This is a genomic window from Pseudomonas viridiflava, from assembly GCF_900602065.1.
Lineage (GTDB): Bacteria > Pseudomonadota > Gammaproteobacteria > Pseudomonadales > Pseudomonadaceae > Aquipseudomonas.
Map to the genome: position 1 here is coordinate 149008 of NZ_UWFN01000209.1, position 25869 is coordinate 174876.

A 25869-nucleotide genomic window follows, 5' to 3' on the forward strand; every position below is an offset into this window, starting at 1 on the left:
GGATTCTCCATGAGTGAAAGTATTCTCAGTGCTCTGAGCCTCAACAAAGTGGTCCCCAGCACCGAAGGTGACCTGACCATCCTGCACGAACTCTCTCTGGAACTAAACAAGGGCGACAGTCTGGCCATCGTCGGTGCCTCCGGTTCTGGCAAATCAACCCTGCTCGGCCTGCTGGCCGGTCTCGACTTGCCCAGCTCCGGTGCAGTGATTCTGGCGGGACGCAACCTGAGTGAGCTGGACGAAGATCAACGCGCCCGTGTTCGCGCCGAACATGTGGGCTTTGTATTCCAGTCATTCCAGTTGCTCGACAGCCTCAACGCGCTGGAAAACGTCATGCTGCCCATGGAACTGGAGGGCCGCAAAGACGCCCGCGATCAGGCCAGGATCCTTCTTGAGCGTGTCGGGCTGGGTAAGCGCCTGACCCACACGCCGCGCCAGCTGTCAGGTGGCGAGCAGCAACGAGTCGCCATTGCCCGCGCGTTCGCGGCCGACCCGTCGGTGCTGTTCGCTGATGAACCTACCGGCAACCTGGACAGCCAGACCGGCGAACGTATCAGCGACTTGTTGTTCGAACTGAACAAGGAGCGCGGTACCACGCTGGTACTGGTCACCCACGACGAACGTCTGGCACACCGCTGCCGACGCCTGATCCGTCTTGAAGGTGGCCGTCTGGTCGCCCCACTGGAGCCTTGATGGTACGCCTGCCGTTTCTGCGCCTGCTCACCCTCGCCACCCGCCAACTGCTGCGCGACGCCCGTGCGGGTGAATTACGGGTCCTGTTCTTTGCGTTGCTGGTCGCCGTCGCCGCCAGCACCGCCATCGGCTACTTCGGTGCCCGTCTGAATGGCGCGATGCTGTTGCGCGCCACTGAGTTTCTCGGTGCCGATCTGGTGGTGGAAGGCTCAAGCCCGGCCAAGCCTGAGCAGATCCAGGCAGGCGAAGCACTCAAGCTCGATCACGCACAAATCGTCGTATTTTCCACGGTCATTGCAACCGACGCCGGGATCCAGTTATCCAGCATCAAGGCGGTCGACGGCTCATACCCGTTGCGCGGCGAGCTGAAAAGCGCTGCCGATCTTTACCAGCCGGAAGAAGTCAGCCGTGGCCCGAAACCCGGTGAGGCCTGGGCCGAGTCCCGGCTGTTCCCGGCAGTGGATCTGAAAGTGGGCGAAGATATCGACGTGGGTTCCAAAACCCTCAAGCTGACTCGTGTTCTGACCTACGAGCCTGATCGTGCCGGTAACTTTTATAGCCTGACGCCGCGGGTCATGATCAACATGGCCGACCTGCAAGGTACCGGGGTTGTGCAGCCCGGCAGCCGCGTCAGTTATCGGGAAATGTGGAGCGGCCCGCCTGAAGCGCTTGCCGCGTATCGCAAAGCTATAGAGCCTGGCCTGGAGCCGCATCAGGAAATCAAGGACGCCCGTGACGGCAGCCAACAGATTGGTGGCGCACTCGGCAAGGCTGAACGTTATCTGAATATGGCCAGCCTCGTTGCGGTGCTGCTTGCCGGTGTCGCGGTCGCGCTGTCGGCTGCACGTTTCGCCGTACGCCGTTTTGATGCCAGCGCATTGATGCGCTGCCTGGGTCTGTCGCGCAATGAAGCATTAGTGCTGTTCAGCCTGCAACTGGCCATGCTCGGCCTGCTCGCGGCATTGAGCGGCGCATTGATCGGCTGGCTGGCGCAACTGGCGCTGTTCGGTCTGCTGCATAACCTGCTGCCAGCCACAGTGCCCCCCGGCGGTTTGATGCCAGCCCTTGCGGGTATCGGCACTGGTCTGGTCGCACTGGCAGGCTTTGCCCTGCCACCGCTTGCAGCGTTGGGCCGTGTTCCCCCGCTGCGCGTCCTGCGCCGTGACATGCTGCCAATCCCGGCCAGCTCATGGCTGGTCTATGGCGCCGCCCTGCTCGCCCTGGGTTTGATCATGTGGCGCTTGAGCCTTGATCTGGTGCTGACGTTTGCCTTGCTCGGCGGCGGTGTGATTGCTGCAGTTGTGCTTGGCGGCTTGCTGTTGCTGGCCCTGAAAAGTCTGCGGCGTCTGCTGGCAGGCGCCTCTCTGCCATGGCGCCTTGGCCTGGGTCAGTTGCTGCGCTATCCCTTGGCGGCCGCAGGGCAGTCTCTGGCGTTCGGTTTGATTCTGTTGTCCATGGGCTTGATCGCGCTACTGCGCGGCGAGCTGCTGGACACCTGGCAAAACCAGCTGCCCAAGGATGCACCTAATTATTTCGTGCTCAATGTGCTGCCGGATCAGAAAGACGCGTTCAGCCAGCAGATCAGCAAACTGTCGCCTCACGCAGCCCCTCTCTATCCCGTGGTGCCCGGTCGCCTGTTGAATATCAACGATAAGCCGGTGAGCGACTTCGTGACCAAGGATTCACGCGGTGAAAACGCCACACGCCGCGACCTGAACCTGACGTGGTCGGCGAACATGCCGGAAGGCAACACCCTGACAGCGGGCAACTGGTGGCCTGCCAACGGCGAAACCAGCGCAACTCCAGGGGTTTCGGTAGAGACCAAACTGGCCGAGAGCCTACAGATCAAGCTCGGCGACCGGCTGAACTTCATGGTCGGCGGCCTGAGTCGCGATGCCGTGGTCACCAGCTTGCGGGACGTCAACTGGGACACCTTCCAGCCGAACTTTTTCATCATCTTCCAGCCCGGCACCCTGCAGGATCTGCCCACCACCTACATGACCAGCTTCTATCTGCCTGCTGGCAACGACAAACAGATCGTCGAGCTGTCACGCACCTTCCCGGCTATCAGTATTCTGGGGGTCGAAGCACTGCTGGCGCAGGTGCGCAGCATTCTGGATCAGGTCACGCTGGCAGTGCAGTTCGTGCTGCTGTTCGTGCTGGCAGCCGGCATCGCCGTGCTGTTTTCCGGCTTGCAGGCGACCCTTGATGAGCGCATTCGCCAAGGCGCGCTCGTGCGAGCCTTGGGTGCAGAACGGGCATTGCTGATCAAGGCGCGACGCATCGAGTTCGGCCTCCTCGGCGCAGTCAGTGGTCTGCTGGCTGCACTGGGTTGCGAATTGGTGACATTCGCGCTGTACCGCTATGCCTTCAACCTGGATTGGGCGCCTCACGCCTGGCTGCTGGTGCTGCCTGTCATCGGCGCGTTGCTGGTCGGGGGGGCGGGCGTATTCGGTACCCGCCGAGCGCTGAATGTCAGCCCGCTGACGGTGTTGCGCGATGGCTGATAGACTGCGCGCCCGTGTTCCATACAACGACAATCCATGAGCCGCTATCGCCCTCCCCGCACCGCTGGCACCGCGCTGATCACCCCTGAAGGTGAAGCGCGGATGCGTGCCGAACTCCATGAGCTTTGGCATGTGCGCCGCCCGCAGGTCACTCAGTCAGTCAGCGAAGCGGCCGCCCAAGGAGATCGTTCGGAGAACGCGGAGTACACCTACGGCAAAAAAATGCTTCGGGAAATCGACAGCCGTGTGCGCTTTCTTACCAAACGTCTGGAAAGCCTCAAGGTCGTCGGCGCTCACCCGAGCGACCTCAACAAGGTTTACTTCGGTGCCTGGGTGACCATTGAGGATGAGGACGGCAAGGAATCGCGCTACCGAATCGTCGGCCCGGACGAACTGGACCTGAAGCTGAATATGATCAGCATCGATTCGCCATTGGCCCGCGCCCTGATCGGCAAAGCGCTGGACGCCGAAGTGAAGGTTCAGACGCCGACAGGCGACCAACTTTGCTACATCGTGGCGATTGATTACCTCTGAAAAAGCAGCTCGACCACCGATCCTGTAGGAGCTGCCGAAGGCTGCGAAGCATCTAACCTGACACGCCGCCATCGCAGCCTTCGGCAGCTCCTACAAAAATCAGGCGCTCAGACACCTCAACACCGCGTAATCAAACCCTGCCGGGCAATGCGCGTCAGGTTGCGCACCACCTCCTCGACCCGCTCTGCCGAAGGCGCTTGAACCACCGCAAGGTCGAACTCATCGTTCTTGAAGCTGGCCAGAGACTGTAGCGGATCAACGAACTGGATCAGAAACGCGTGAGGTCCGCCGTTGCGACGTGGACGACCGTCCAGGTAACGCAGCAAGGTCGGCTGGTGTGAGCCGCACAGCAGAATTTTCGGGTTACGACGGGAGAACTGGGTGGCAATCGGGGAAATGCGAACGACGGGGTGGCTCATGATGTTTTGTCTCAGCCTCAAATGCTCCGCTGGGCAGCGGTGAGAGGCAACACCGAACCAACGCTTTAGCGGTATTTCGAAGCCGCTGAGGACTTCTATCGACAAGCTTCATGCCTGTCTGGCGCCCCGCAAGTAGTTGTTTAAATCGGCGCATGAGCAGCATCGTAGAGAAGCAGCCCGTTGATTGTCAATTGCCACCTGATTAGCTTCTGAATAAAAAAGGCCCGCACTGGGCGGGCCTTTCAGGGGTTACATCAATCAGCTGCGCGGATCAGTTGCCGATAGTGCGATCAATGGACAGCTTGCCGGCCCCTTCGATAAGCACTGCAATCACGCCACCCAGCAGCGCCAGTGCAAACTCGTAACCGTTATTGGCCATGAACAGACCGTTGCTGATGTGCACCGAGAAGATTGCCACCACCAGTGTAGCGGCCAGCACCAATGCTGCGGGACGTGCCAGCAAGCCCACCACCAGACCCAGACCGCCGAAGAACTCCGCGCCACCCGACAACAGCGCCATCAGATAACCCGGCGTCAGACCCAGGCTCGCCATGTATTGGCCAGTGCCTTCCAGACCATAACCACCGAAGGCACCAAACAGTTTCTGGCTGCCATGAGCGACAAAGATGATGCCAACCAGAATACGTACAACTGTCAGGCCGTAGCCAGCGCGAGTGGTGAAAAGCGATTTGATCTGAGTGTTCATGTGGTGCGTTCCGTGAATGAAGGTGATGGCGCCATATTAATCGGATCTGCAAATGTAACAATCGCAAAAAACTCGCCATCAGCATCTATTTTTTCGATCACTTCCTGACAGTAACCTTGCTGGAAGGCGAGCTTTCCAGTGAGTCCCGTTCACGATCAAACGCCAGATAGTACTTGTTGACACTGTTAACGTAGCTCACCACGCCCATACCTGCCTGATCCATGGCCACCCGCTCGGTCTGGAAGAACCATTGATCCGGGTTGAGCCCTCGCCGCTTGGCTTCCTTGCGCATGCCTTGCACACGCTCCGGCCCAAGGTTATAGGCCGCCAGGGTAAACGCCATGCGTTCACGCTCATTGAACCTGGGACTGGCGAAGAACTTGCGCCGAATCAGGGCCAGATACTTCGCCCCGGCCTGCACATTGCTGTCGGTTGACTGGATATTGCCCACGCCGACCCGCTTGGCGGCAGACGGCGTGATCTGCAATAACCCGGTTGCCCCGCCACTGCCCTGCGCCTGTGGCTCAAGCCCTGACTCCTTGAAGGCCAGCGCGGCCAGATTCAACCAGTCCATGCCCTGCGCGTCAGCATGCCGCTGCAAGGTTGGGCGCAATTCCTCAAGACGCTGGCGATCCGCACGGGCCAGCGGGTTGTGGACCTTGTAGAGATTTTTGTAGGCCTTCTGAAACGCCAGATCCTGATTGGCAGGCGGCTTATAGGTCTTGAGAAAACCGTCAATGGTGGCGCGCAGCAGCGTGGCGTCCTGACGCACAAACCAGTTCATGTCGCTGTTGGTGCTCAACGTCAACGAACGGTCCACGCGCAGTTTGGGCATCACCTTGGCCCAACGCTCGGCAATCGGCTGTTCAACCACCGTCAGGTGGAAGATGCCCGCCTGGACCATTTCCAGCACATCCTCGACTGCCAGACTGGGATCGACCCACTCGATTTTCACCGGCGCCAGTTTACGCAACGCCAGTCGCTGATTCAGCAGATGCACCGCCTCATCGGCAGCGCTGCCCGCTGACAGGCTCAAGGTTCTCCCGGAGAGTTGCTCGATATGCTTGAAGCTGCGCGCCCCCCTGACACCGACTAAAACCAACGGTACATGACTGATGATCGGCTCGCTGGCTTCGATGCCCTTGGCTTCACGGGTATCAAGCAGTTCCCCTGGAGCAACCAGATCGCCCTCGCCACGCTGCAACGCGCTGAGCAACTGATTCTTGGCTTTGGGAACGATCTTGAAGGTAACGCGCTGACCATCACGGGAATGCCCGTTGAGGTATTTTTCGAAGGCTTGCAGTCGATGGTATTCGACGCCGATTTCCTCTCCCTTGGCATCTCCGGAGCTGTTACGGCTCTGATTAACGAGCACGCGCAATACTTTGCTGCTGCGAATAGCCGGCAGATCGCGCACCACCGTTTTATGCTCGGCGACCTGTGGCCCTGCCTGACGGGCGCTGACCGAAAACGGTAACAGCAGCAGTGCAAAAACAATGAGGTAACGGGAAGCTCGGATCATTCACTCTCCAGGGAAATGCCGGTCGAAAATATAAAAAAAGAGATCTGTGGAGCTGGGCCGATGACATTCATGCCATCTATTTCTTGCGAAAACCTGTCAGAAAAACAGCTCAAGCGGCTGATTGTATTACCTTTTATTATTAGAACCGAAGCTCTGATATCCTCAGCGGTCTTCGGCCAGAGGTAGCACCATGCAACTCATCGACATCGGCGTCAATCTGACAAATGCCAGCTTCGACTCGCAACGACAGGCGGTGCTCGATCGCGCCTATGCTGCGGGCGTCTGCCAGTTGCTGCTGACCGGCACCAGTGTCGAGGGCAGTGAGCTGGCCTTGAAGCTCTCTCATGAGCTGGATGAAAGCGCTCTGCGGCTGTTCAGTACCGCTGGGATTCACCCTCATTCGGCGGTTGACTGGAACAGCGACAGCGAGCGCCAGCTACGTGCCCTGCTGCGGCAGGATCGTGTGCGCGCCGTGGGCGAATGCGGACTGGATTTCAATCGCGATTTTTCGCCGCGTCCTCAGCAGGAAAAAGTGCTTGAGGCTCATCTGGCACTGGCCGTGGAGCTGCAAATGCCGGTATTCCTCCACGAGCGCGATGCGAATCAGCGCTTACTCGAAATCCTCCGCGATTATCGTGATCGTCTGCCTGCGGCGGTGGTGCACTGTTTCACCGGGGAACAACGTGCGCTCTACAGTTATCTCGATCTGGACTTGCACATCGGTATTACCGGCTGGATTTGCGACGAGCGTCGTGGCACTCACTTACACCCGCTGGTTCGCGACATTCCCCGCGGCCGGTTGATGCTGGAAAGCGATGCGCCCTACCTGCTGCCACGCACCCTGCGCCCCAAACCTAAAAATGGTCGTAATGAACCCGGCTTTCTTCCGGAAGTCCTCCGTGAAGTCGCACTGCATCGCAGCGAAACGCTTGAAGATCTTGCCAGCCACAGCAGCGCCGCCGCACGAGAGTTTTTCTCATTACCCCAAATACCTGCCGCCGCTCAAGAATAGGTTGACCCACGTCAAGGAACGCTTTGTTCAGTGGGAGATGATGATGGCACCTTGCTGCATTTCTCCTGCTGACTCACCAAAGAAGACCTTCATATGGGCACCTGGCTTAGCAATCTTTCGCTGAAGTACAAATTCTGGGCCGTCAACGCGGTGGCTTTTTTTACCACCTTGATGCTGGTCATCTACGCCTTGCAACTGGAGCAACAGGCCCGGGTCGACGGCGCCCGGCAATCAGCCCAGGCCGAGGCCCGACTGCTCGGCAACTGGCCGGTGTCTCAACCGCTGCCCGCGCATCCACAACTGCTGATATGGAACGCCGGACAAACACCGACATTCAAGGACCAGCCGCTACCCGAGCTCGCCTCCGGCACAGACTGGGTGCCTTTGAACTCACAACCGGTGACGGACCAACAGCCCCTGATTGGCGCTCAGCTCGTGGCTCGACCTGACGGGCAAAAAATCGCCGTGCTGGCTTTTTCCCCAAGCCTGATACAAGTACTCGAGGACCGCTTCGCCAACTACGCCATCGCGGTATTCGTATTGATGCTGGCGATGCTCGGAGCCTCGCAGTTGCTGATCCGCTTTCTGCTGAGCCAGCTCAACACCCTCAAGGACGTCATGCTGCACGTGGAAAAAAGTGGTGACCTTTCGGCTCGCGTGCCGTTGACCGGCGAAGATGAAGTGGGCCAGATGGCCAAGGCGTTCAACGCCATGCAGGCAGGTTATCAACGCGTCGTCAGCACCGTATCCCAGACCGCAGCACGTCTTGATCAAGGCGCGGCGCATCTGGCAGCCGGCATGAGCGATGTACGCCATGGCATGCTGGGTCAACAGAGCGAGACTGACCAGGTGGCCACGGCCATCAATGAAATGTCCGCAACGGTTTATCACATCGCTCAACATGCCAGCACCACCCGGGACCAGTCCCGCACGGCTGATACCCTGGCGGGCGACGGCAAAGCGGTTGTTGATCGCGTTCAGACCTCGATTGCCGGCCTGTCCAGCGGCGTACAACAGACCGCAGGCATGATCCAGCGCCTGGCCGAAGACAGTCAGAAGATCAACGGTGTGGTCAGTGTGATCCACAGCATTGCCGAACAAACCAACCTGCTGGCATTGAACGCAGCAATCGAGGCAGCACGGGCCGGAGAAATGGGCCGGGGCTTTGCCGTGGTTGCCGACGAAGTACGCAACCTCGCGAAACGCGTGCAGGTCTCAACCGATGAAATCACCACCATGGTCTCGGCGCTGCAATCCGGCACACGGGATGCCGTGGACTTCATGCAGGACAGCTCGTTCAAGGCGGACGAGTGCGTACAGCAGGCACATGAGGCCGGTGAAGCCCTGGCGGCGATTGCCGGTGCGGTGGCGCAAATGCGCGAGAGTAATACGCAGATTGCCGTTGCCGCAGAGCAACAAAGCCAGGTTGCAGAAGAAATGAACCGCGCGGTGGTCAGCATTCGCGACGTCACCGAACGCACCGTTAACCAGACCGTAGACTCAGCCAGCACCAGCGACGAACTTGCGACCCTGGCAGGTGAACTGAGCAAAGCGATCGGGCAATTGAAGCTTTAAGCTGAATGGCTGAGCGTTCATTTGCATCGCCCTCCCGGCTAAAGCCAGTACTCCTCAATGGCGTAGCACCTGTGGAAGCTCGCCCGCGACAAGAACACAGCGGTTTGTCAGGCCTGACGTCTCAGGTCTGACTATTCATTCCTGTCTCCCCCCTATTACACCGATAGTCAGGCTTGATTCGCCGCCACCGCGAGTCAGGCCTACTCTTCAGGCATTCACACAGTTTTTGTAGAGGAATGCAATCATGGGCAAGCGCTTACTCAATCTCCACACGTGGCAGTGGCGTAGTTACGCCGACAATCGTCGCCAACTGCCCAATCTTTCCCTGTACCTGATGACTGTGCCGTTTTTCATTCTGGCGGTGTTGCTGATTCTCGATGGCGTGTTTTCCCTGAGCCTGTCTTCGCTGGCCATTGGCATGATCGGGCTGATCGCAGCGTTGGGCATTCACATGAAACCCAATAACCCGAGCCCTTAACAACCCGCTTGTCGGAACGCGCTGATTTTGAGGGTTAACCTGTTACTTATGACAGTTGTCCAATCCAGTGTTTAGGCACAGCATCAATGGCGTCGCACCCCTGAATAAAAAGTGGAGGCAGGCCATGGAAAGGTCGGAAATAAGTGAAAGGTTCAAGCAGATTGTTGGAGATGAACTCAATATCCCTGTGGATGAACTACAGGACACCAAGACATTCCGCTCACTGGGCGCAGATTCCATCAATGTTTTAAACGTGGTAATGGAAGCGGAAAAGGAGTTTGAAATTAAAATACCCGACGAGGACGCTGAGAAGCTGGACACTGTTGGGAACACGATCGACTACATTAAGCGAAAGGCTAAATAGCCCAGGCCATCGCGGACAAGCCATAGATTTTCTACTCGTCCACAATCAAGCCGCACTCTTACCCAAACACCGTCACCGTCTGCCGACTGATCGCAATCAGCTCCCCTTTCGGTGACCAGAGCATCGCGGCGGTGTGTCCGTAACCGTCGCGGGCATGTTCAATCACTGCCTTGTACGAGCACCAGTCATGTGTACTCAATGTCGGCATTGGCTGGACGAATTCGATGGTCCAGGTCAATGAACTGCCCGGCGCCGGTTTACTCAGGTGAGGCAACAGCGCCGGTGGCCAGGTATCGACCAGCGCCAGTACGTGCGCTTCGCTGCAAGGCCCTTCTTCCATGTCGCGAAACCGCACATAACCGCCAATAGCCGGGGATGGCGTGTTGCTGAATGGCATACCGCCCAACGCCCAACGCAGCTCCATAAACCGCAGGTACTCGGGCATCATGCCGCTGATAAAGGGCAGTTGCGGACACTCTTCCAGCGGTTTGAGCGTTGGCGCAGGATCGGCCTTGACCGAAATCACCGACTCACGGGACGCACCGAAGCTGCCCTGAATCAGCGTCATCACCTGACCATTTTGCGTCGCGCGCCCCAGCACCTGGCTGACGGCTTTGCCTTCACGCAAGACTTCAACTTCAAACGCTATGGGAACGCCTGGCTCAGCAGGCCCTACAAAGGTGATGGCCAGCGAGCGCACGGGTCGTCCCTCAGGCACTTTGGCGCGCATCGCCTCGTATTGCAGCGCCGCCATCAAACCACCAAAACTGGCGCGGCCCTGCGCCCATTCAGCCGGGATTGTCACGGCCAGCGGATTGCTGCGCACCGCGTCGATCAGCTCGGAAAACTTCATGTAGACCCCGTAGTACCGGTAATAAAAGACTCACCCGGCGGCGAGTCAGCAGACAGGCATTGATCTTAACCAGCCACCCTGCGCTGCGCATACGTCATATCGGCCATAGTTGCGGCCGGATCAACGCCATGATGTCTCTAGGCGAATATTGAATCTGTAGGAGCTGCCGAAGGCTGCGATGGCGGTATCACAGGTTGAATGCTTCGCAGCCTTCGGCAGCTCCTACAGAAAGCGCATTCAATCTGTGATTTGTGTGTTCCGTTATGCGCGTCAACCGAAGCAGGTCTTGCTCAAACGCTGCAGCGCAACGTCAGCCTTCTTCTCGGCCCGCACAATACCGGTTTGCCAGCCCGCGATGCACGGTGCCAGATCACGTTCCTGCCCGGCCTGAGCCAGCCATTGCAGATGATCGTGCCAGTCACCCAATGCGCCTTGAGCGGCTTTCAACCGCGACTGCATTTTCTTGGGTTGGTGGCTCAACTCGGGATAAGCATCTGCGGCATAGCGCACGCGCTTGATCAACAGCCGTAAGCGATGCCGATCATGAGCCGGGTCGGCGATGGCTTCGCGGAGTTTCTTCCACTGCTTATCCATGCCTTTCTCAATCGTCTTGCGCAGACCACGCAGCAACCGCTGACGCTGCTGCGCTCGCAAGAAACCAGGGAACTGGTCCAGCGTGGCGAACAGACGATTTAGCTCGGTAGCAGTCGCCACCTGCCCATAGGATTTGTTGACCTTATTGATACGCACGGTCGCCGCTTCCGTCAGTCCCTGATCGGCCAGGTGCGCAGCAAGCACTTCCATGTCACGCAGCGGAGTCGTCAGCTCCCCTACCGCTTTAGCCGCAGCCTCCAGCTGTTCGACACCGGCGATGCCACGTAACGGACGCAGCAGACTGCGCAAACGACGCACCGTAGTGCGCAGGTCATGCAAGGCTTCCGGGTCAGTGGAGGCAGCAAGACGCGCCTGACAGGCCAGCAGTTTTATCTGCAAGCCCAGGACTTGAGCAACCAGATGGTCAACCATCGATGACATGAACTAATCCTTCTCGTTAACCGTGGGTTCTTTAACCGCCGACACACGCCAGGGCAGGCGGCGCCGCAGGTACTTCAAACGCCGTCGCAATTCACCCGGTGAGGAATTGCTACCCGCATAACGTTGCGCCTGGAACTCCTCGGCAAATGCACCGATAGCGGCGGCATGCACAGGCAACGACAGCGCCGCACGTCGCGAGAACTCGTCAGCGCCCTCGCCAGGCAAACGCCGTAAACCGTGGCGGGCCAGCAGTCTTTCGAACGCGTTGAACAGGCGAAGTTGCGAATCACTTTCCCGCTGCCAGGGCTTGAACACCCACAAGGCAAACAGCCCCAGAATCAGACCCAGCCCACCAATGAAGGCCGGCGTTTCCAGCCCCGAGAACCAGCGATTGAGCACCCGCAACTGCTCCTGCCCCTGATAGCCGAGTACCCAGCGCTGCCAGCCATAGTTGAGATTGTCCCAGCTCAGGCGCAGTGAGTTGAGCCACGCGACATTGCGATAGCGCAGGGCCGACATGGGCGAATCTTCAAGAAACGCCTCATCTGCAGCAAGTGCCTGTTCAAGGCCTTGTTCGATGCGTTGCGGCGCGACGGCAGCAGTAGGGTCAACGCTGCGCCAGCCTACACCCGGCTGCCAATACTCGACCCAGGCGTGCGCATCGAACTGGCGCACGGTCAGGTATTGCCCGTCCGGATTCAATTCGCCGCCCTGATAGCCGGCCACCACCCGCGCTGGAATCCCCGCTGCGCGCAGCACAAAGGTCATGGCCCCGGCGTAGTGCGCACAAAAGCCACGGCGGCTGTCGAACAGGAAATCATCGATGCTGTCAGGCCCCAGCGTCGGCGGCTTGAGGGTGTAGTGATAAGGCTCGCGGGCGAAGTAATCGAGCATCGCCTGTGCCAGTGCATCGGGTTTGGGGTAGCGTCGCGCCAGATCACTGGCCCATTGACGTGCCTGCGGGTTGCCTTTGCCGGGCAACTGCAGGTCCTGGCGTTGAATGTTCTCGTTGAGCTGAGCCTCGCGGGTCGCGTCCGGCCAGGAGGTGACGTTGTAAAGCAACGACTGCTCGACCGGTCGACGCCGCTGCAGACGGAAATCATTCATCTGGCGCACATCTGCCTGGTCGCTTTCGCCTATATCAAGGCTCGACAACCAGGGGCGACCACTGGGTTCCATCACGATGCTGTAACTCAGCGGATCACCGAGTTTCTGCCACTGCGGAACTTGCACCGTTTGCGCTCGCAACGACTGTGACCAGCGTCGACCGTCGAACTGTTCAAGCGTCAGCGAACGCCAATACAACTGGTTACGCGCCGGGATTGGCCCTTCAAAACTGGCACGAAACACCAGCGCAGCGGACTTGCTCAGCTCGGCCATATCGCCCGGCGCCATGCTGTCGGAAAGTCCCGTCAGGCCTTTGTTGCTCGGCTGCGGCAATGACCAAAGCGGCTCAAGACGCGGGAAAAACAGGAACAACAGAAGCATCAGCGGCACGGCCTGAAGCAACAACTTGAACGCCAGCTTCAAGCTGTTGACCTGACCGCTCGCCTGACTGGATGACTGCAATCCGATCAATGCCGCCAACAGTGTGCTGACCGGCAACACCGTAAACACCGCCCAGAGCAGATTGTCCTCAAACAGATAGCCGACCGCGACGCAGAAAAAACCAAGAAAAATCAGCACCAGCGCATCACGTCGATTCTGCATTTCGAGCATTTTCAAGACAAATGCCGCCACCAACAGAGCAGCCCCCGCCTCCAGCCCCACCAGACTGCCGCGCGCCAGATACACACCGCCCGCGGTGCCGACCAGTAGCCCGCCTTTTACCCAGGAACCGGGATGACGGGCACGCATGCGAAATATCTGCACACGCCACAACATACAGGCCAGCCAAAGCCCGGTGATCATTGTTGGAATGTGCTGAATGAACGGTACGACAACCAGCGCCTGTGCCAGCAGCAGCCAGGTCAGGCTGGTACGGGGGATCGGCAGGCTCAGCCCGGAGGCGGCGTTACTCATTGCCGCACGCCATACAGCGCCAGCGCGCGCAGACAGGTTTCGCGATGCTGATTGCCGTTGTCGACTGCGGACAGGAATCCCGGCAGACGCAAGGCAAAAGGTTGCTGACGCTGTGACAGAATCACCACCCAATAGCACAGGCGCGACAGCCTCTCCTCGATATCGCCGCCCAACGCCATGAAATCCAGGCACAAGTCATGGCCGCTCAGGTCGGTGAAATCCTTGAGCAGCAAGCCCTGGCCCCGGGAATAGGCTTTCCAGTGCAGACGCCGTCGGTTGTCACCGGGCTGGTAAACGCGCAACCCCTGATAATCGTCCACGCCGGGCCCTTGGGTGGCCAGCCCCTGATCCTCTGCATGAGGCTGTACGCCCTTGAGCAGCGGCATGGCGCCTGCCACAGGCCGAGGATAAATCAGCGCAGTCTGCTCAAGATCCAGCCAGCTCCAGGTGCGCAGAATGCTCAAGGGAAAAACGCTTTCAATCCGCAGCCTTGGGGCCCGCAGCCAGCCTCGACTCTGGGCGAGCAAGGTCAATTCCACTTCAACGCGCTCCTCGGCAGACACATCCACCTGCTGCACCGACGCGGCGTCCCAGCCCAGCGATATCGCCTGATGGGCGCGGCCATCGGCGTCAAGACGCAGGCTCAACTGCACGGTCTCGCCCACAAATACCGGACGAGAAACACCGGCGCTGATCACCAGACCACTCAGGTTACGGTACGTGTGCAAAATCCCCAGAATCGCCATCGACAACAGCAGGAAGGTCAACCCGTAGGCCAGACTGTTCTGATAATTAATGGCCACCAACAACATCAAAAACAGCACCAGCGCGAAACTGCCACCGGTACGGGTGGGCATGATGAAGATGCGCCGGTGGTCCAGTCGGACCCTTGAAGCCGGCGGTATACGGCGCGCCAGCCAGCGCTGCCAGAACGGTCTGAACTGTTCGATCAAAGGGCCGGCACCTCACGCAGCAGCCATTGCACCAGCGCTCCCCCGCCGTGCCCGGTAGGGTCGGTACGCTCGCGCAAACGGTGGCCGACCACCGAGGGCAAAATCGCCTGCACGTCCTCGGGGATCACATACTCGCGCCCGGCGAGCAGCGCCCAGGCCCGTGCGGCGCTCAGGATTGCCAGGCTTGCCCTTGGTGAGAGTCCGTAGGCGAACTGCGGCTGTGCACGAGTTGCATCTACCAGCCGCAACACGTAGTCCACCAAAGCGTCGCTGACCCGCACCTGCCGGGCCATCGCCTGCAACGCCCTCAATTCGGCATGATTCAACAAGGGTTGTAAACGAGGTAATAACTCCCGGCGCGACTCGCCCAGCAACAACGCCTTCTCCGCTGCACGGGCCGGGTACCCCAGGGAAAGGCGCATCAGGAAGCGGTCCAGTTGCGATTCGGGCAACGCAAAAGTGCCCCCCTGGCTGAAGGGGTTCTGGGTAGCGATGACAAAAAACGGATCAGGCAGCAAACGCGTTGCGCCTTCAATGGTGACCTGCCCTTCTTCCATGGCCTCCAGCAATGCGCTCTGGCTTTTGGGGGTGGCGCGATTGATCTCGTCGGCCAGCACCAGCTCAGCGAAAATCGGCCCGGGATGAAAAGTGAATTGCCCGGTTTCACGATCAAACACCGAGGTACCGAGGATGTCTCCCGGCAACAGGTCCGACGTGAATTGAATCCGCTGAAAGCTCAAACCCAGGACTATGGCCAGGGTGTGGCTAAGGGTGGTTTTGCCCATGCCGGGCAAGTCTTCGATCAACAAATGGCCACCGCCGAGCAGGCAGGTCATTGCCAGTCGGACTTGCGGCTCCTTACCCAACACCACCTCATTGACGGCGTTGAGGCACTCATCGAGTTTTCTGCCCATCGAAAACACTCTCCAGGCGACTGCCTATGGCTAAAAACAGGACTGCTGCGCAGTCACAATAAAGATAGCGTAGGTGTTTTCGCTAGGGAGAAGAGGAAATTGCTTAGATGCAACTGAGAGGCACAGATTCTGTAGGAGCTGCCGAAGGCTGCGAAATTGATTCGCCTGAACAGACGCCTTCGCAGCCTTCGGCAGCTCCTACAGGGGAGTAGCGGGGATTAATCAGCGACCGGCGCGGGATTCACGAATATAGAAGCGCGCTTTTTCAGCTTTCTCGGTGCAGCCTTCAAATGCTTCGAATTGTTGCTGGGTCTTGGCGCCGGTCAACAAGGACAAGGCTTTCGAGTAGCTGACAGTACCGGCAAAACCTTCAGCCTTGGCCAGATCAAGTTCCTTCCAGGCCGAATCAAGCTGCGTCCCGCAACTTTCGCGATAACCGGTTTTACCCGCGCAACCAGTGAGAACCAGAGCAAACAAGGGCAGGACAATCCAGGCTTTCATCGGTGTTACCTCAAGAGGAAATATCAATTGTGCAGCTTTGACGGTGACACTGACTGAAAGTGCCATTACCGGGGGCGCAAGCGTAACTGTTTTTTACTGCAATAGAGCCTTCACAGAACCGCAATCAGCTACGAATATGACCCGGTTTGGGCGTATGGTGAATCAATCTGACTCTGGGAGCCTTTTATGAAGAAGCGTGTAGCACTGGTGCTGGGTTCTGGAGGCGCTCGGGGTTATGCGCATATCGGCGTCATCGAGGAGCTGGAGCGGCGCGGTTACGACATTGCGTGCATCGCAGGCTGCTCGATGGGCGCAGTGGTGGGCGGGGTTTATGCGGCCGGCAAACTCAAGCAATACCGGGAATGGATCGAAAGCCTCGACTATCTGGATGTGTTGCGTCTGGTAGACGTCAGTTTCCGTCTGGGCGCGATCCGGGGCGAGAAGGTCTTCGGCCAGATCCGGGAAATCGTCGGGGAGATCAATATCGAAGACTTGCAAATCCCCTATACCGCTGTGGCTACCGACCTGACCCATCAGCAGGAAATCTGGTTTCAGGAAGGCTGTCTGCATCAGGCGATGCGAGCCTCGGCGGCGATTCCCAGCTTGTTCACACCCGTCATGCAGGGCAATCGCATGCTGGTGGATGGCGGCCTGCTCAATCCCTTGCCCATCGTCCCGGTGGTTTCCAGCCATTGCGATCTGATCGTCGCCGTCAATCTCAACTCAACCACTCAAGGGCATTACCAGTTGCCGGTGATTGAACGCCCGCCTGCGGTAAAGCGACGTTTCGACTCGATGATCAGCTCGCTGGGTTCAAGACTGCCGTTTCGCCGCAAGCTCGACGCCGCAGGCAACGAAGTGTTGCACCTGCCGCAGAACAGCCCCAAGGCCAGCGCCGCAATTATTGACAATCCCTGGCTGGAATCCGCCGACCCGCACGATCAGCAACCCGCCGCAGCCCCGCAAGGCGAGAGCGCGCCTAAGTCTGCCACGGGCTCGGTGATCATCGACAATGTCGGACCGGCCTCGCTGCTGGACCTGATCAACCAGAGCTTTGAGGTGATGCAGACTTCGTTGGCGCAATACAAGATCGCTGGCTATCCGCCGGACATTCTGATCAATGTGCCGAAACGCGTGTGTCGGTTCTTCGAGTTTTACAAAGCTCCGGAGCTCATCGCCCTGGGCCGGGAAATCGCCAGCGATACGCTGGATCGGTATGAGGCGGAGCATCGAAGCAACGGCTGAAATGCAGATTTTTTGGCCTGGCGCACCATCAATATTCAAGACCGTCATATTCGTTGGAGCGAGGCTTGCCCGCGAAAGCGTCAGGTCAGTCGATGCGTGTGCTAGCTGAAAGGACACATTCGCGGGCAAGCCTCGCTCCAACAGATATGTATTCCAATTACAACAACAGTTCAGCTTTCCCGCAGCCTGTATCCCACACCCGCCTCGGTCACGATAAACCTCGGTGAGGTTGGGTCATCCGCCAGCTTCTGGCGTAAATGACCGACCACAATACGCAAATAGTGACTGTCCTCGGTATGGGTCGGGCCCCAGATATCCTTGAGCAATTGCTGCTGCGTGATCACCCGGCCAGGATGCCGCGCCAGTTGCGCAAGCACCGCATATTCCTTGCGAGTCAGGGCAACCTCAACGCCATCGAGCAACACCCGGCGATACGCCAGATCCACCGTCAGCGGACCAAACAGCAGAGCCGCGCCCGGCTGATCGCCCATTGGAGCCTGACGCAGCAGGGCGCGAATCCGGGCCAGAAACTCCTGAATACCGAACGGCTTGGTCACATAATCATTGGCACCGCCATCCAGCGCCTCGACTTTCTGGGCTTCGCTGGCGCGAACCGAAAGCACCAGCACCGGCACCGCGGACCACTCACGAAAATCACGCAATACCTGCTGACCGTCCATGTCCGGCAAGCCCAGGTCCAGCACCAACAAGTCGGGTTTACTCAGTGCGGCCTGACTCAGGCCCTCGGCACCGGTCCCGGCTTCCAGCACTTTATAGCCTTGGGACGCGAGGCTGATGCGCAGAAACTTGCGAATCTGCGGCTCGTCGTCGATCACCAGAATGGTCGCGGTCTGACTCATGGATTACCCTGATTCTTTAACGAAAAGCGGGCTCAAGACAGCAGCTCTGCTTCGCTTTCGCCTTGAGGCTGAGCCTGCAGCGGCAAATATAATGTGATGCACGTGCCATGACCATCAATGCCCTGCCCGACGCTGATCCGCCCGCCGTGCGCGCCCACCATGCCCTGACAGATGGCTAACCCCAAACCGGTGCCCTGCCCGCCGCGATCACCCCGGGCAGCGGTGTAGAACATGTCGAAAATCTTCGCCCGCTCCTCTTCCGGAATGCCCGGCCCCTCATCGCTGACCGCAAAGAACAGCTCGCCGTCGATGGCCCCGGCTTCTAGCTCCAGGCGCCCGTTGGCAGGTGAAAAACGTGCAGCGTTCTCCAGCACATTGACCAGCGCCTGTTCGATTAACGCCGCATGCACATACAGCAGCGGCAACTCGGCAGGCAGCAAAGTTTTCACCTGCAGCGGGGCCATCACCGCACGCAGCCGGTTCAGCGCGCTGCCAACGATATCACCCGGCGAAACCCAGTCCCGGGCCAGCTTCAACGCGCCGTGTCCGAGACGGGTCATGTCGAGCAGGTTTTGAATGTAGCGGTCCAGACGCTCGGCTTCGTCGCGGGTGCCTTCGAGCAGTTCCCGACGGTCGTCCAGAGGGATGGCTTCGCCCAGCGCCAACAGGCTGTCGATACTGCCGCGCATGGCCGTCAGCGGCGTGCGCAGATCATGGGACACCGATGCCAGCAGCGCACTGCGTAGCTGCTCGGTTTCGCCGTGCAAACGCGCCGCTTCCAGATCATCTGCCAATTGCGCCCGAGCCAGGGCCTGCGCCAGCGGCTGGGTCAGCGCGATCAACAGCCGACGCCGTTGCGCGCTGAAATCCTGGCCAGCACGCGCACAGACACCCAGCAATGCCAATGGCCCGTCCTCGCCTGACAAGGGGTACCACCACCAGCGACTGGACGGCAGCGTGCCGGTGCCGTGGCCAGCCGGCTGATCATGTTGCCAGGCCCAGTCAGCCGCTGCGCGCTCAGGCTCGGAGAGCTGAGCGATACCACTTTGTACCTTCCAGCCATTCACGCCGTCACGATCAAGCAGGCAGATTTCCAGCTCCTGCCAGCCGCTCAAGTGCTGTCCGGCAGCGCTGATGACAGCCTGGCGATCCGTAGCGGCCGTCAACTTGCGCGACAGATCGAGCAACTCGCTGGTTTCTTCCTGTGTTTCACGCAGCGCCTGCATTTGTCGACGCTGGCGAGCCGCGAGATTACCGGTCAACGCCGACATCAACAGGAAAAACAACAAGGTCAGCACGTCTTCTTCGCGCTGAATGCTCAGGGAAAAACTCGGCACCATGAACAGGAAGTCATAGGCCAGAAACGACAGAATCGAACACGCCAACGCAGGTCCCGTACTGGTCCGTACCGCTACCAGCAGCACCGCTGCCAGAAACACCAGCGAGATGTTCGGCAAGTCCAGCACGCTGGACACCGCCCAGGCCAGAGCACTGGCCAACAGCGTGGCCACGACCGCGAGTAAATAGTCCTGCCAGCGTGCAGGACGCGAAGAACGCACACGCGGCTGATCCGGCAAAGGCTCACTGTCCAGCACACTGATTTCCAGCCCGTGGGCTTCACGCAGCAAACGTTCAGCCACCCCGCCACCGAACCAGCGACGGCGCAGTCTTGGCTGCGACTGGCCGACCAGGACCACACTGGCACGCCGTTCACCCGCATGCTGGATCAAGGTTCTCGCCACTTCCCCGGCACGCAACAGCACCACTTCACCGCCCAGCCTTTCGGCCAGTTGCTGAGCGCTTTGCAGGCGTACACGATTTTGCTCGTCAAACGGCCGACCATTGTCGACATGCACCAGGCTCCACGGCAGATGCCGACGCTGAGCGACGCGGCTGGCGTGACGCACCAGACGATCGGCATGCACATCACCATCGACCGCAACCAGCAGGCGACCCCGAACAGCCGGTGCAGCCTGCCCCAACTGGCGATACCCCTGAGCCAGGTCGTTATCGACCTGGGCCGCCGCCGTCTGCATCGCCAGTTCACGCAGGGCGGTCAGGTTGGTCTGGGTAAAAAACGCGTCGATGGCGGCACGCGCCTGTTCCGGCACATACACCTTGCCGTCGCGTAAACGCTCCAGCAGCTCTCGGGGTGGCAGGTCGATCAGCACCAGTTCGTAGGCTTCCTGCAACACCCAGTCCGGCAAGGTTTCCCGGACTTGCACGCCGGTAATACCGCGCACCTGATCGTTGAGGCTTTCCAGATGCTGAACGTTGACCGTGGTGTAGACGTCGATACCGGCAGCCAGCAACTCCTGAATATCCTGCCAGCGTTTTGCATGACGACTGCCGGGGGCGTTGCTGTGGGCCAGTTCGTCTACCAGCACCAGTTTCGGCTTGAGCCTGAGCAGGCCATCCAGATCCATTTCTTCCAGCGTCACGCCACGGTATTCCGAGCGAATCAGCGGCTGCTGCGGCAAGCCGCCCAGCAGCGCCTCGGTCTCGGCCCGGCCATGGGTTTCCACGACTCCGGCGATCAGCGCTACACCCTGGCGCAACTGGGTATGGGCGGCCTGCAGCATGGCGTAAGTCTTACCCACCCCCGGCGCAGCGCCGAGAAACACTTTGAGCCGACCGCGCCCGTCTCTGGGCATTTCGGCTAGTAACGCATCGGCACGGCCGGAATCACTCATATTGCTCACTCAAAGCTGTGCTTGTTGTTGCGCAGACGGTAACTCATTCAGGCTGCGATTCAAGTTCAAAACGTTGACCACTGGCGGGCCGATCAAAGGCCGCGAGGTATTGGCTTCGATCAAGCTCTGGACTTTCTCCAAGGGCAGCTTGCGCGCTGAGGCAACCCTTGCAGTCTGATACGCCACTGCTTCAGGTGAAAGGTGCGGATCAAGCCCACTGCCTGACGTCGTCAGCAGCGCCAACGGCACCGGTCCCTGACCTTGTATCGCCTCTTTGGCCACGTCTTCGCTGATCCGCGTGGCAAGTGCCGGGTTGCTGGGCGAAAAGTTGCTGGCACCGCTCGCTACCGTGGCAAAGGCACCCGCTGAAGGGCGCGAGTGAAACCACTCGTCTCCCGCGAACGATTGAGCGATCAACTGCGAGCCACGGACCTTGCCGTCAGCATCATGGATCAGGCTGCCGTTGGCCTGATCAGGGAACGCAACCTGCGCAACGCCGGTGACTGCCAGCGGGTAAGCAACGCCAGTGAGGATGGTCATCAGGACCAGGAGGCTCAGCGCAGGACGGATGATGGTGGACATGGTGAGAATCCTTATTCAGTAAGTGAACCGGGTTTCCTGTAGGAGCTGCCGAAGGCTGCGAATCGATCTGCCTGACACACCGCCTTCGCAGCCTTCGGCAGCTCCTACCTAAAATCCGTCCGGTTTAAACCAGGTGCAGACCAACCAGAATCATGTCAATCAGCTTGATCCCCACAAACGGCACCACGATGCCGCCCAGCCCGTAGATCAACAGGTTGCGCCGCAGCAATTGCGCCGCACTGGCGGCCTGCACGCGCACACCACGCAAGGCCAGCGGGATCAGCACCACGATGATCAAAGCGTTGAACACGATGGCCGAGAGAATCGCGCTCTGTGGGCTGGCCAGTTGCATGATGTTCAGCACAGCCAGTTGCGGATAAATCGCTGCGAACAGCGCAGGCAGAATCGCGAAGTATTTGGCGATGTCGTTGGCAATCGAAAAGGTGGTCAGCGCCCCACGCGTCACCAGCAACTCCTTGCCAATCTGCACCACGTCCAGCAGCTTCGTCGGGTCGCTGTCGAGGTCAACCATATTGGCCGCTTCCCGTGCCGCCTGGGTGCCGTCGTTCATCGCCATGCCGACGTCGGCCTGAGCCAGCGCCGGGGCGTCGTTGGCGCCATCGCCACACATCGCCACCAAGCGACCGTCGTTCTGCTCGGCACGAATACGCTCAAGCTTTTTCTCTGGCGTGGCTTCGGCCAGCACATCATCAACCCCGGCCTCAGCGGCAATCGCAGCAGCGGTCAGCGGGTTGTCGCCAGTCACCATCACGGTGCGAATACCCAGCTTGCGCAGTTCGGCAAAACGCTCGCGGATGCCCGGCTTGACCACGTCCTTGAGATGAATGGCGCCGATCAACTTCTTGTCGACACAGACCAGCAACGGTGTGCCGCCGGTTTTGGCGATGCCGTCGATTTCCCGGGCCAACGATGCGGGCAAGTCACTGCGCTGCATGTCGACAAAAGCCAGCAATGAATCCACCGCGCCTTTGCGATAGACCCGGTTCTGGTAGTCCACGCCCGAAAGCCGGGTTTCAGCGCTGAATGGCACGCCCGTCACGTCGGCAGGTTTTGGCTCGACCATCGGGTGCAGATTGCGCAGGTACTCGACGATGGATTTACCTTCCGCTGTGTCGTCGGCCAGCGAGGCCAACAGCGCGGCTTCGCTGAGTTCTTTCGGGGTAACACCCGGCGCTGCATAGAGTGCACTGCAACGACGGTTGCCGAAGGTGATGGTGCCGGTCTTGTCCAACAGCAGCACGTGTACGTCACCTGCTGCTTCCACGGCACGCCCGGATTTGGCGATCACGTTGAGGCGCACCAGACGGTCCATCCCGGCAATACCGATGGCCGACAGCAAGCCGCCAATAGTCGTCGGAATCAGCGTGACCAGCAGCGCCACCAGGAACACCAGCGGCAAACTGCCGCCCGCGAAATGGGCAAAGGGTTGCAGCGTCACCACGACCAGCAGGAAGATCAGCGTCAGGCCGATCAGGAGGATATCCAGCGCCACTTCATTCGGGGTTTTCTGCCGTTTGGCACCCTCCACCAGCGCGATCATCCGGTCCAGCGTGGACTCGCCGGGGTTGCTGCTGATGCGCACCAGCAACCAGTCTGAAACCAGCCGGGTATTGCCGGTCACTGCCGAGCGATCACCACCGGACTCGCGAATGACCGGCGCGGACTCACCGGTAATCGCCGCTTCATTGACCGCCGCGATGCCTTCGATGACTTCGCCGTCACCAGGGATCATCTCCCCGGCTTCGACGCGCACCACATCGCCTTTGCGCAACAGAGTCGCGTTAACCACGCTGAAGCGCCCCGACTCATCACGACGGCGCGCCTTCAAGCCTTCGCTGCCCGCCTTGAGACTGTCGGCCCGCGCCTTGCCGCGACCTTCTGCCAAGGCTTCGGCGAAGTTGGCGAACAGCACGGTGAACCACAGCCACAACGCAATTTGCACCGCTACGCCAGTGGAGACGGCCGGGTCGGGAATCAGGCACAACACAGTGGTGAGGATCGCAGTCAGCTCCACCACCAGCATGACCGGTGAGCGTGCCAACTGACGGGGATCGAGTTTGACAAACGCCTGGATCAGCGCCGGACGCCACAGCGCTGCGAAACCGGTTTTCACCGCCTCGGCCACAGGTTGCGCTGGCGCGGGTTTTGATTCGGGCGATGCAGGTTTTGCAATGTGCATATTCATGGTCGGCTCCTCAGAAACCCAGACTCAAATGTTCGGCAATCGGCCCTAGAGCCAGGGTCGGCAGGAACGTCAGGCCGCCGACAATCAGGATCGTCATGGTCAACAAGGTGACAAACAGCGGGCCGTGGGTCGGGAAACTGTTCAGGCCCAGCGGCGCACTCTTCTTCATCGCCAGGCTGCCAGCCAGGGCCAGTACCGGCAGGATGTAGCCGAAGCGGCCGATGAACATCGCCAGACTGAGCATCAGGTTATGGAACACGGTGTTGGCGCTGAAACCGCCGAACGCCGAGCCGTTATTGGCGGTGGCCGAGGTATAGGCGTAGAGCAACTGACTGAAACCGTGCGGGCCAGGGTTGCTCACCGAGGCCATCGGCCCCGGCAGACTCGCCGCGATGGCACCGAGTACGAGCACACCAACCGGCATCACAAGCAAGGTCGCAACCAGCAGCTTGACCTCGTTGGCTTGCAGTTTCTTGCCCAGATATTCCGGCGTACGACCGATCATCAAGCCTGCAAGAAACACCGCTATCAGCACGTTGAGCAGCATGCCGTTAAGGCCCACGCCGACGCCGCCGAAAATCACTTCGCCGACCATCATGTTGGCCAGTGCGACCATACTGCTCAGCGGGTTCAGGCTGTCATGCATACCATTCACCGAGCCGTTGGACGCTGCCGTGGTTGCCGTGGCCCACAACACCGTGCCGGTAGTACCGAAACGACTTTCCTTGCCTTCCAGCGGAGCGGTCTGTTCCACATTGGCGACATTCAGTGTCGGATTAGGCTGATATTCGGCCCACATCGACACCGCACCGCCAATCATCAACAGCACCAGCATGCAGGCCATGATCGCCCGGCTCTGGCGCATGTCCTTGACGTAGTGACCGAAGGTAAATACCAGCGCCGCCGGAATCATCAGGATTGAAGCCAACTGAAACAGGTTGCTCCATGCGGTCGGGTTCTCAAACGGATGCGCCGAATTGACGCCGAAGAAGCCACCGCCGTTGGTGCCCAGTTGTTTGATCGCAATCTGGCTGGCAGCCGGGCCCATGGGCAGGCTTTGATCAGCACCTTGCAGGGTCAGCGCATCAATATAGTGAGCGAAGTTTTGCGGTACGCCCTGCCAGACCAGCAGTAACGCCAACACAACACACAATGGCAACAAGCCGTAGAGCGTAACGCGGGTCATGTCGGTCCAGAAGTTGCCGAGGTTCTGGGTCGAACGACGGCTGATCCCCCGGCAAAACGCCAACAACACGGCCACACCGGTGGCGGCGCTGACGAAGTTCTGCACGGTCAGGCCTGCCATCTGGCTCAGGTAGCTGAGCGATGCTTCACCGCTATAGGCTTGCCAGTTGGTGTTGGTGACAAAACTCATCGCGGTGTTGAACGCGAGCGACCACTCCATGCCCGGTAATTGCTGTGGGTTCAAGGGCAGAGCGCCCTGCCCCATGAGCATCGCGAACAGCAGGACGAAACCAGCGAGGTTGAAAGCCAGCAAGGCCCAGAGATAGGCCTTCCAGTTCTGCTCGACAGCGGGGTCGACGCCCGACAGGCGATAGCAGATGTTTTCAACCGGTCGCAGCATCGGCGTCAGCCAGGTGCGTTCACCTTCCACCACCCGGTAGTAAAAACGTCCCAACAATGGCGCGGGCAAGAGCACCAATGCCAGGAAAGCCAGAATCAGTAGATAGTCATAACTGTGCATGGCGGCTCGTCTCCTAGTTCTGGCCTGCGCGTAGCAGCGCAACCAGTAGGTAGATGAACAGCCCTGCGGCTAACAACAGTGACACCCCGTCCACAACGCTCATCGAAATACTCCGTCTCTACGGCGATTGCCGCGTGTGGTTAATTGTCGGGATTGAGGGTGTAAAGGAACGAGAGCGAGGGGGTTGGTGCGGCGTAAAGATGGCGTAAAGATCGCGGCGTGCGGCGGTTTGGAACGAATGGCATGCATTGGAATTGGCCATTCATTGGTTTCTGTGTACATATCCGTTTCCGCGTCATGGCGGCTATTGGTTGCGCCCTTACGGCGCCTCACTTTTGAGGCGCAAAAGTAAGCAAAACGCTCTTGCCCCACCACTTGGCACCTCGCTGTCGCTCGGTGTACCCGCCCGCAGATCCTGAACCGTGGGCCGCCGCAATGGGCCATCCATGGCCCGGTGCGGCTAACCCGGCATCCTTGCCGGGTTGCCCAC

At 59.5% G+C, this 25869-nt stretch carries 23 protein-coding genes; 8 read left to right on the forward strand and 15 right to left on the reverse strand.

Going from position 1 to position 25869, the window contains the following annotated elements; all coding sequences use genetic code 11:
* Positions 1 to 9 precede the first annotated feature (9 nt).
* From EE949_RS12670 to greB, 3 genes are read left to right on the forward strand one after another with little or no spacing between them, the layout of a single operon-like run.
* Positions 10 to 693, forward strand: a complete 684-nt coding sequence (locus tag EE949_RS12670; protein WP_122664607.1) for an ABC transporter ATP-binding protein — start codon at positions 10 to 12, stop codon at positions 691 to 693.
* Positions 693 to 3200: an ABC transporter permease gene (locus EE949_RS12675; protein ID WP_122664608.1), complete on the forward strand. Its 2508-nt coding sequence runs from the start codon at positions 693 to 695 to the stop codon at positions 3198 to 3200. Before EE949_RS12670 ends, EE949_RS12675 begins: the two co-directional genes overlap by 1 nt.
* Before the next feature lie 36 nt (positions 3201 to 3236).
* Complete coding sequence (gene greB, locus EE949_RS12680) at positions 3237 to 3734, forward strand: transcription elongation factor GreB (RefSeq protein WP_122664609.1); 498 nt, start codon at positions 3237 to 3239, stop codon at positions 3732 to 3734.
* Positions 3735 to 3850: 116 nt separating this feature from the next.
* Here the strand turns inward: greB and EE949_RS12685 are convergent, their stop codons facing one another.
* From EE949_RS12685 to EE949_RS12695, 3 genes are all read right to left on the reverse strand, one after another.
* Complete coding sequence (locus tag EE949_RS12685; RefSeq protein WP_122664610.1) at positions 3851 to 4153, reverse strand: class I SAM-dependent methyltransferase; 303 nt, start codon at positions 4151 to 4153, stop codon at positions 3851 to 3853.
* 271 nt (positions 4154 to 4424) lie between these two features.
* Complete coding sequence (locus tag EE949_RS12690; RefSeq protein WP_122664611.1) at positions 4425 to 4859, reverse strand: DoxX family protein; 435 nt, start codon at positions 4857 to 4859, stop codon at positions 4425 to 4427.
* A 97-nt stretch (positions 4860 to 4956) separates the two neighbouring features.
* Positions 4957 to 6381, reverse strand: a complete 1425-nt coding sequence (locus EE949_RS12695; RefSeq protein ID WP_122664612.1) for a transglycosylase SLT domain-containing protein — start codon at positions 6379 to 6381, stop codon at positions 4957 to 4959.
* 190 nt (positions 6382 to 6571) lie between these two features.
* Here EE949_RS12695 and EE949_RS12700 point away from each other — a divergent pair, with 190 nt between their 5' ends.
* The 4 genes from EE949_RS12700 (at position 6572) to acpP (ending at position 9810) form a co-directional block, all read left to right on the forward strand.
* On the forward strand, positions 6572 to 7393 hold the full coding sequence (locus EE949_RS12700) for a TatD family hydrolase (RefSeq protein WP_122664613.1): 822 nt from the start codon (positions 6572 to 6574) through the stop codon (positions 7391 to 7393).
* Positions 7394 to 7486: 93 nt separating this feature from the next.
* Entirely contained in the window at positions 7487 to 8968 is a 1482-nt protein-coding gene (locus EE949_RS12705) for a methyl-accepting chemotaxis protein (protein ID WP_122664614.1), read from the forward strand.
* A gap of 244 nt (positions 8969 to 9212) precedes the next feature.
* Entirely contained in the window at positions 9213 to 9446 is a 234-nt protein-coding gene (locus EE949_RS12710) for a hypothetical protein (RefSeq protein ID WP_205504897.1), read from the forward strand.
* 124 nt (positions 9447 to 9570) lie between these two features.
* On the forward strand, positions 9571 to 9810 hold the full coding sequence (acpP, locus tag EE949_RS12715; protein ID WP_122664615.1) for an acyl carrier protein: 240 nt from the start codon (positions 9571 to 9573) through the stop codon (positions 9808 to 9810).
* Between the two features lie 58 nt (positions 9811 to 9868).
* Here the strand turns inward: acpP and EE949_RS12720 are convergent, their stop codons facing one another.
* The 6 genes from EE949_RS12720 to EE949_RS12745 form a co-directional block, all read right to left on the reverse strand.
* Positions 9869 to 10663 (reverse strand): acyl-CoA thioesterase, encoded by a 795-nt coding sequence (locus EE949_RS12720; RefSeq protein WP_122664616.1) that lies wholly within the window; start codon positions 10661 to 10663, stop codon positions 9869 to 9871.
* Between the two features lie 270 nt (positions 10664 to 10933).
* Positions 10934 to 11698, reverse strand: coding sequence for a CHAD domain-containing protein (locus EE949_RS12725; RefSeq protein WP_122664617.1), 765 nt, complete (start codon positions 11696 to 11698; stop codon positions 10934 to 10936).
* A gap of 3 nt (positions 11699 to 11701) precedes the next feature.
* On the reverse strand, positions 11702 to 13720 hold the full coding sequence (locus tag EE949_RS12730; protein WP_122664618.1) for a transglutaminase TgpA family protein: 2019 nt from the start codon (positions 13718 to 13720) through the stop codon (positions 11702 to 11704).
* A complete protein-coding gene (locus EE949_RS12735; protein ID WP_122664619.1) occupies positions 13717 to 14673 on the reverse strand; it encodes a DUF58 domain-containing protein in 957 nt (318 codons plus the stop codon). The genes EE949_RS12730 and EE949_RS12735 overlap by 4 nt, the downstream gene beginning before the upstream one ends.
* The gene (locus EE949_RS12740) at positions 14670 to 15587 is read right to left on the reverse strand and encodes an AAA family ATPase (RefSeq protein WP_122664620.1); all 918 of its coding nucleotides are present in this window, start codon (positions 15585 to 15587) and stop codon (positions 14670 to 14672) included. The genes EE949_RS12735 and EE949_RS12740 overlap by 4 nt, the downstream gene beginning before the upstream one ends.
* Before the next feature lie 222 nt (positions 15588 to 15809).
* A complete protein-coding gene (locus EE949_RS12745) occupies positions 15810 to 16088 on the reverse strand; it encodes a hypothetical protein (protein WP_027901763.1) in 279 nt (92 codons plus the stop codon).
* A gap of 186 nt (positions 16089 to 16274) precedes the next feature.
* Here EE949_RS12745 and EE949_RS12750 point away from each other — a divergent pair, with 186 nt between their 5' ends.
* Positions 16275 to 17333 carry a patatin-like phospholipase family protein gene (locus tag EE949_RS12750; RefSeq protein WP_122664621.1) on the forward strand — a complete coding sequence of 353 codons (1059 nt, stop codon included), beginning with the start codon at positions 16275 to 16277 and terminating at the stop codon, positions 17331 to 17333.
* A gap of 170 nt (positions 17334 to 17503) precedes the next feature.
* On the opposite strand, the gene EE949_RS12755 is transcribed toward EE949_RS12750, so the two are convergent.
* The 6 genes from EE949_RS12755 to kdpF form a co-directional block, all read right to left on the reverse strand.
* Entirely contained in the window at positions 17504 to 18193 is a 690-nt protein-coding gene (locus EE949_RS12755; protein WP_122664622.1) for a response regulator, read from the reverse strand.
* Between the two features lie 32 nt (positions 18194 to 18225).
* A complete protein-coding gene (locus EE949_RS12760; protein WP_122664623.1) occupies positions 18226 to 20886 on the reverse strand; it encodes a sensor histidine kinase in 2661 nt (886 codons plus the stop codon).
* 9 nt (positions 20887 to 20895) lie between these two features.
* Positions 20896 to 21468 (reverse strand): potassium-transporting ATPase subunit KdpC, encoded by a 573-nt coding sequence (gene kdpC / locus EE949_RS12765; RefSeq protein WP_122664624.1) that lies wholly within the window; start codon positions 21466 to 21468, stop codon positions 20896 to 20898.
* Between the two features lie 124 nt (positions 21469 to 21592).
* Positions 21593 to 23674 carry a potassium-transporting ATPase subunit KdpB gene (kdpB, locus tag EE949_RS12770; RefSeq protein ID WP_122664625.1) on the reverse strand — a complete coding sequence of 694 codons (2082 nt, stop codon included), beginning with the start codon at positions 23672 to 23674 and terminating at the stop codon, positions 21593 to 21595.
* Positions 23675 to 23684: 10 nt separating this feature from the next.
* Entirely contained in the window at positions 23685 to 25379 is a 1695-nt protein-coding gene (gene kdpA, locus EE949_RS12775) for a potassium-transporting ATPase subunit KdpA (protein ID WP_122664626.1), read from the reverse strand.
* Between the two features lie 13 nt (positions 25380 to 25392).
* Positions 25393 to 25482 (reverse strand): K(+)-transporting ATPase subunit F, encoded by a 90-nt coding sequence (gene kdpF / locus EE949_RS12780; RefSeq protein ID WP_087266190.1) that lies wholly within the window; start codon positions 25480 to 25482, stop codon positions 25393 to 25395.
* Positions 25483 to 25869: the final 387 nt, after the last annotated feature.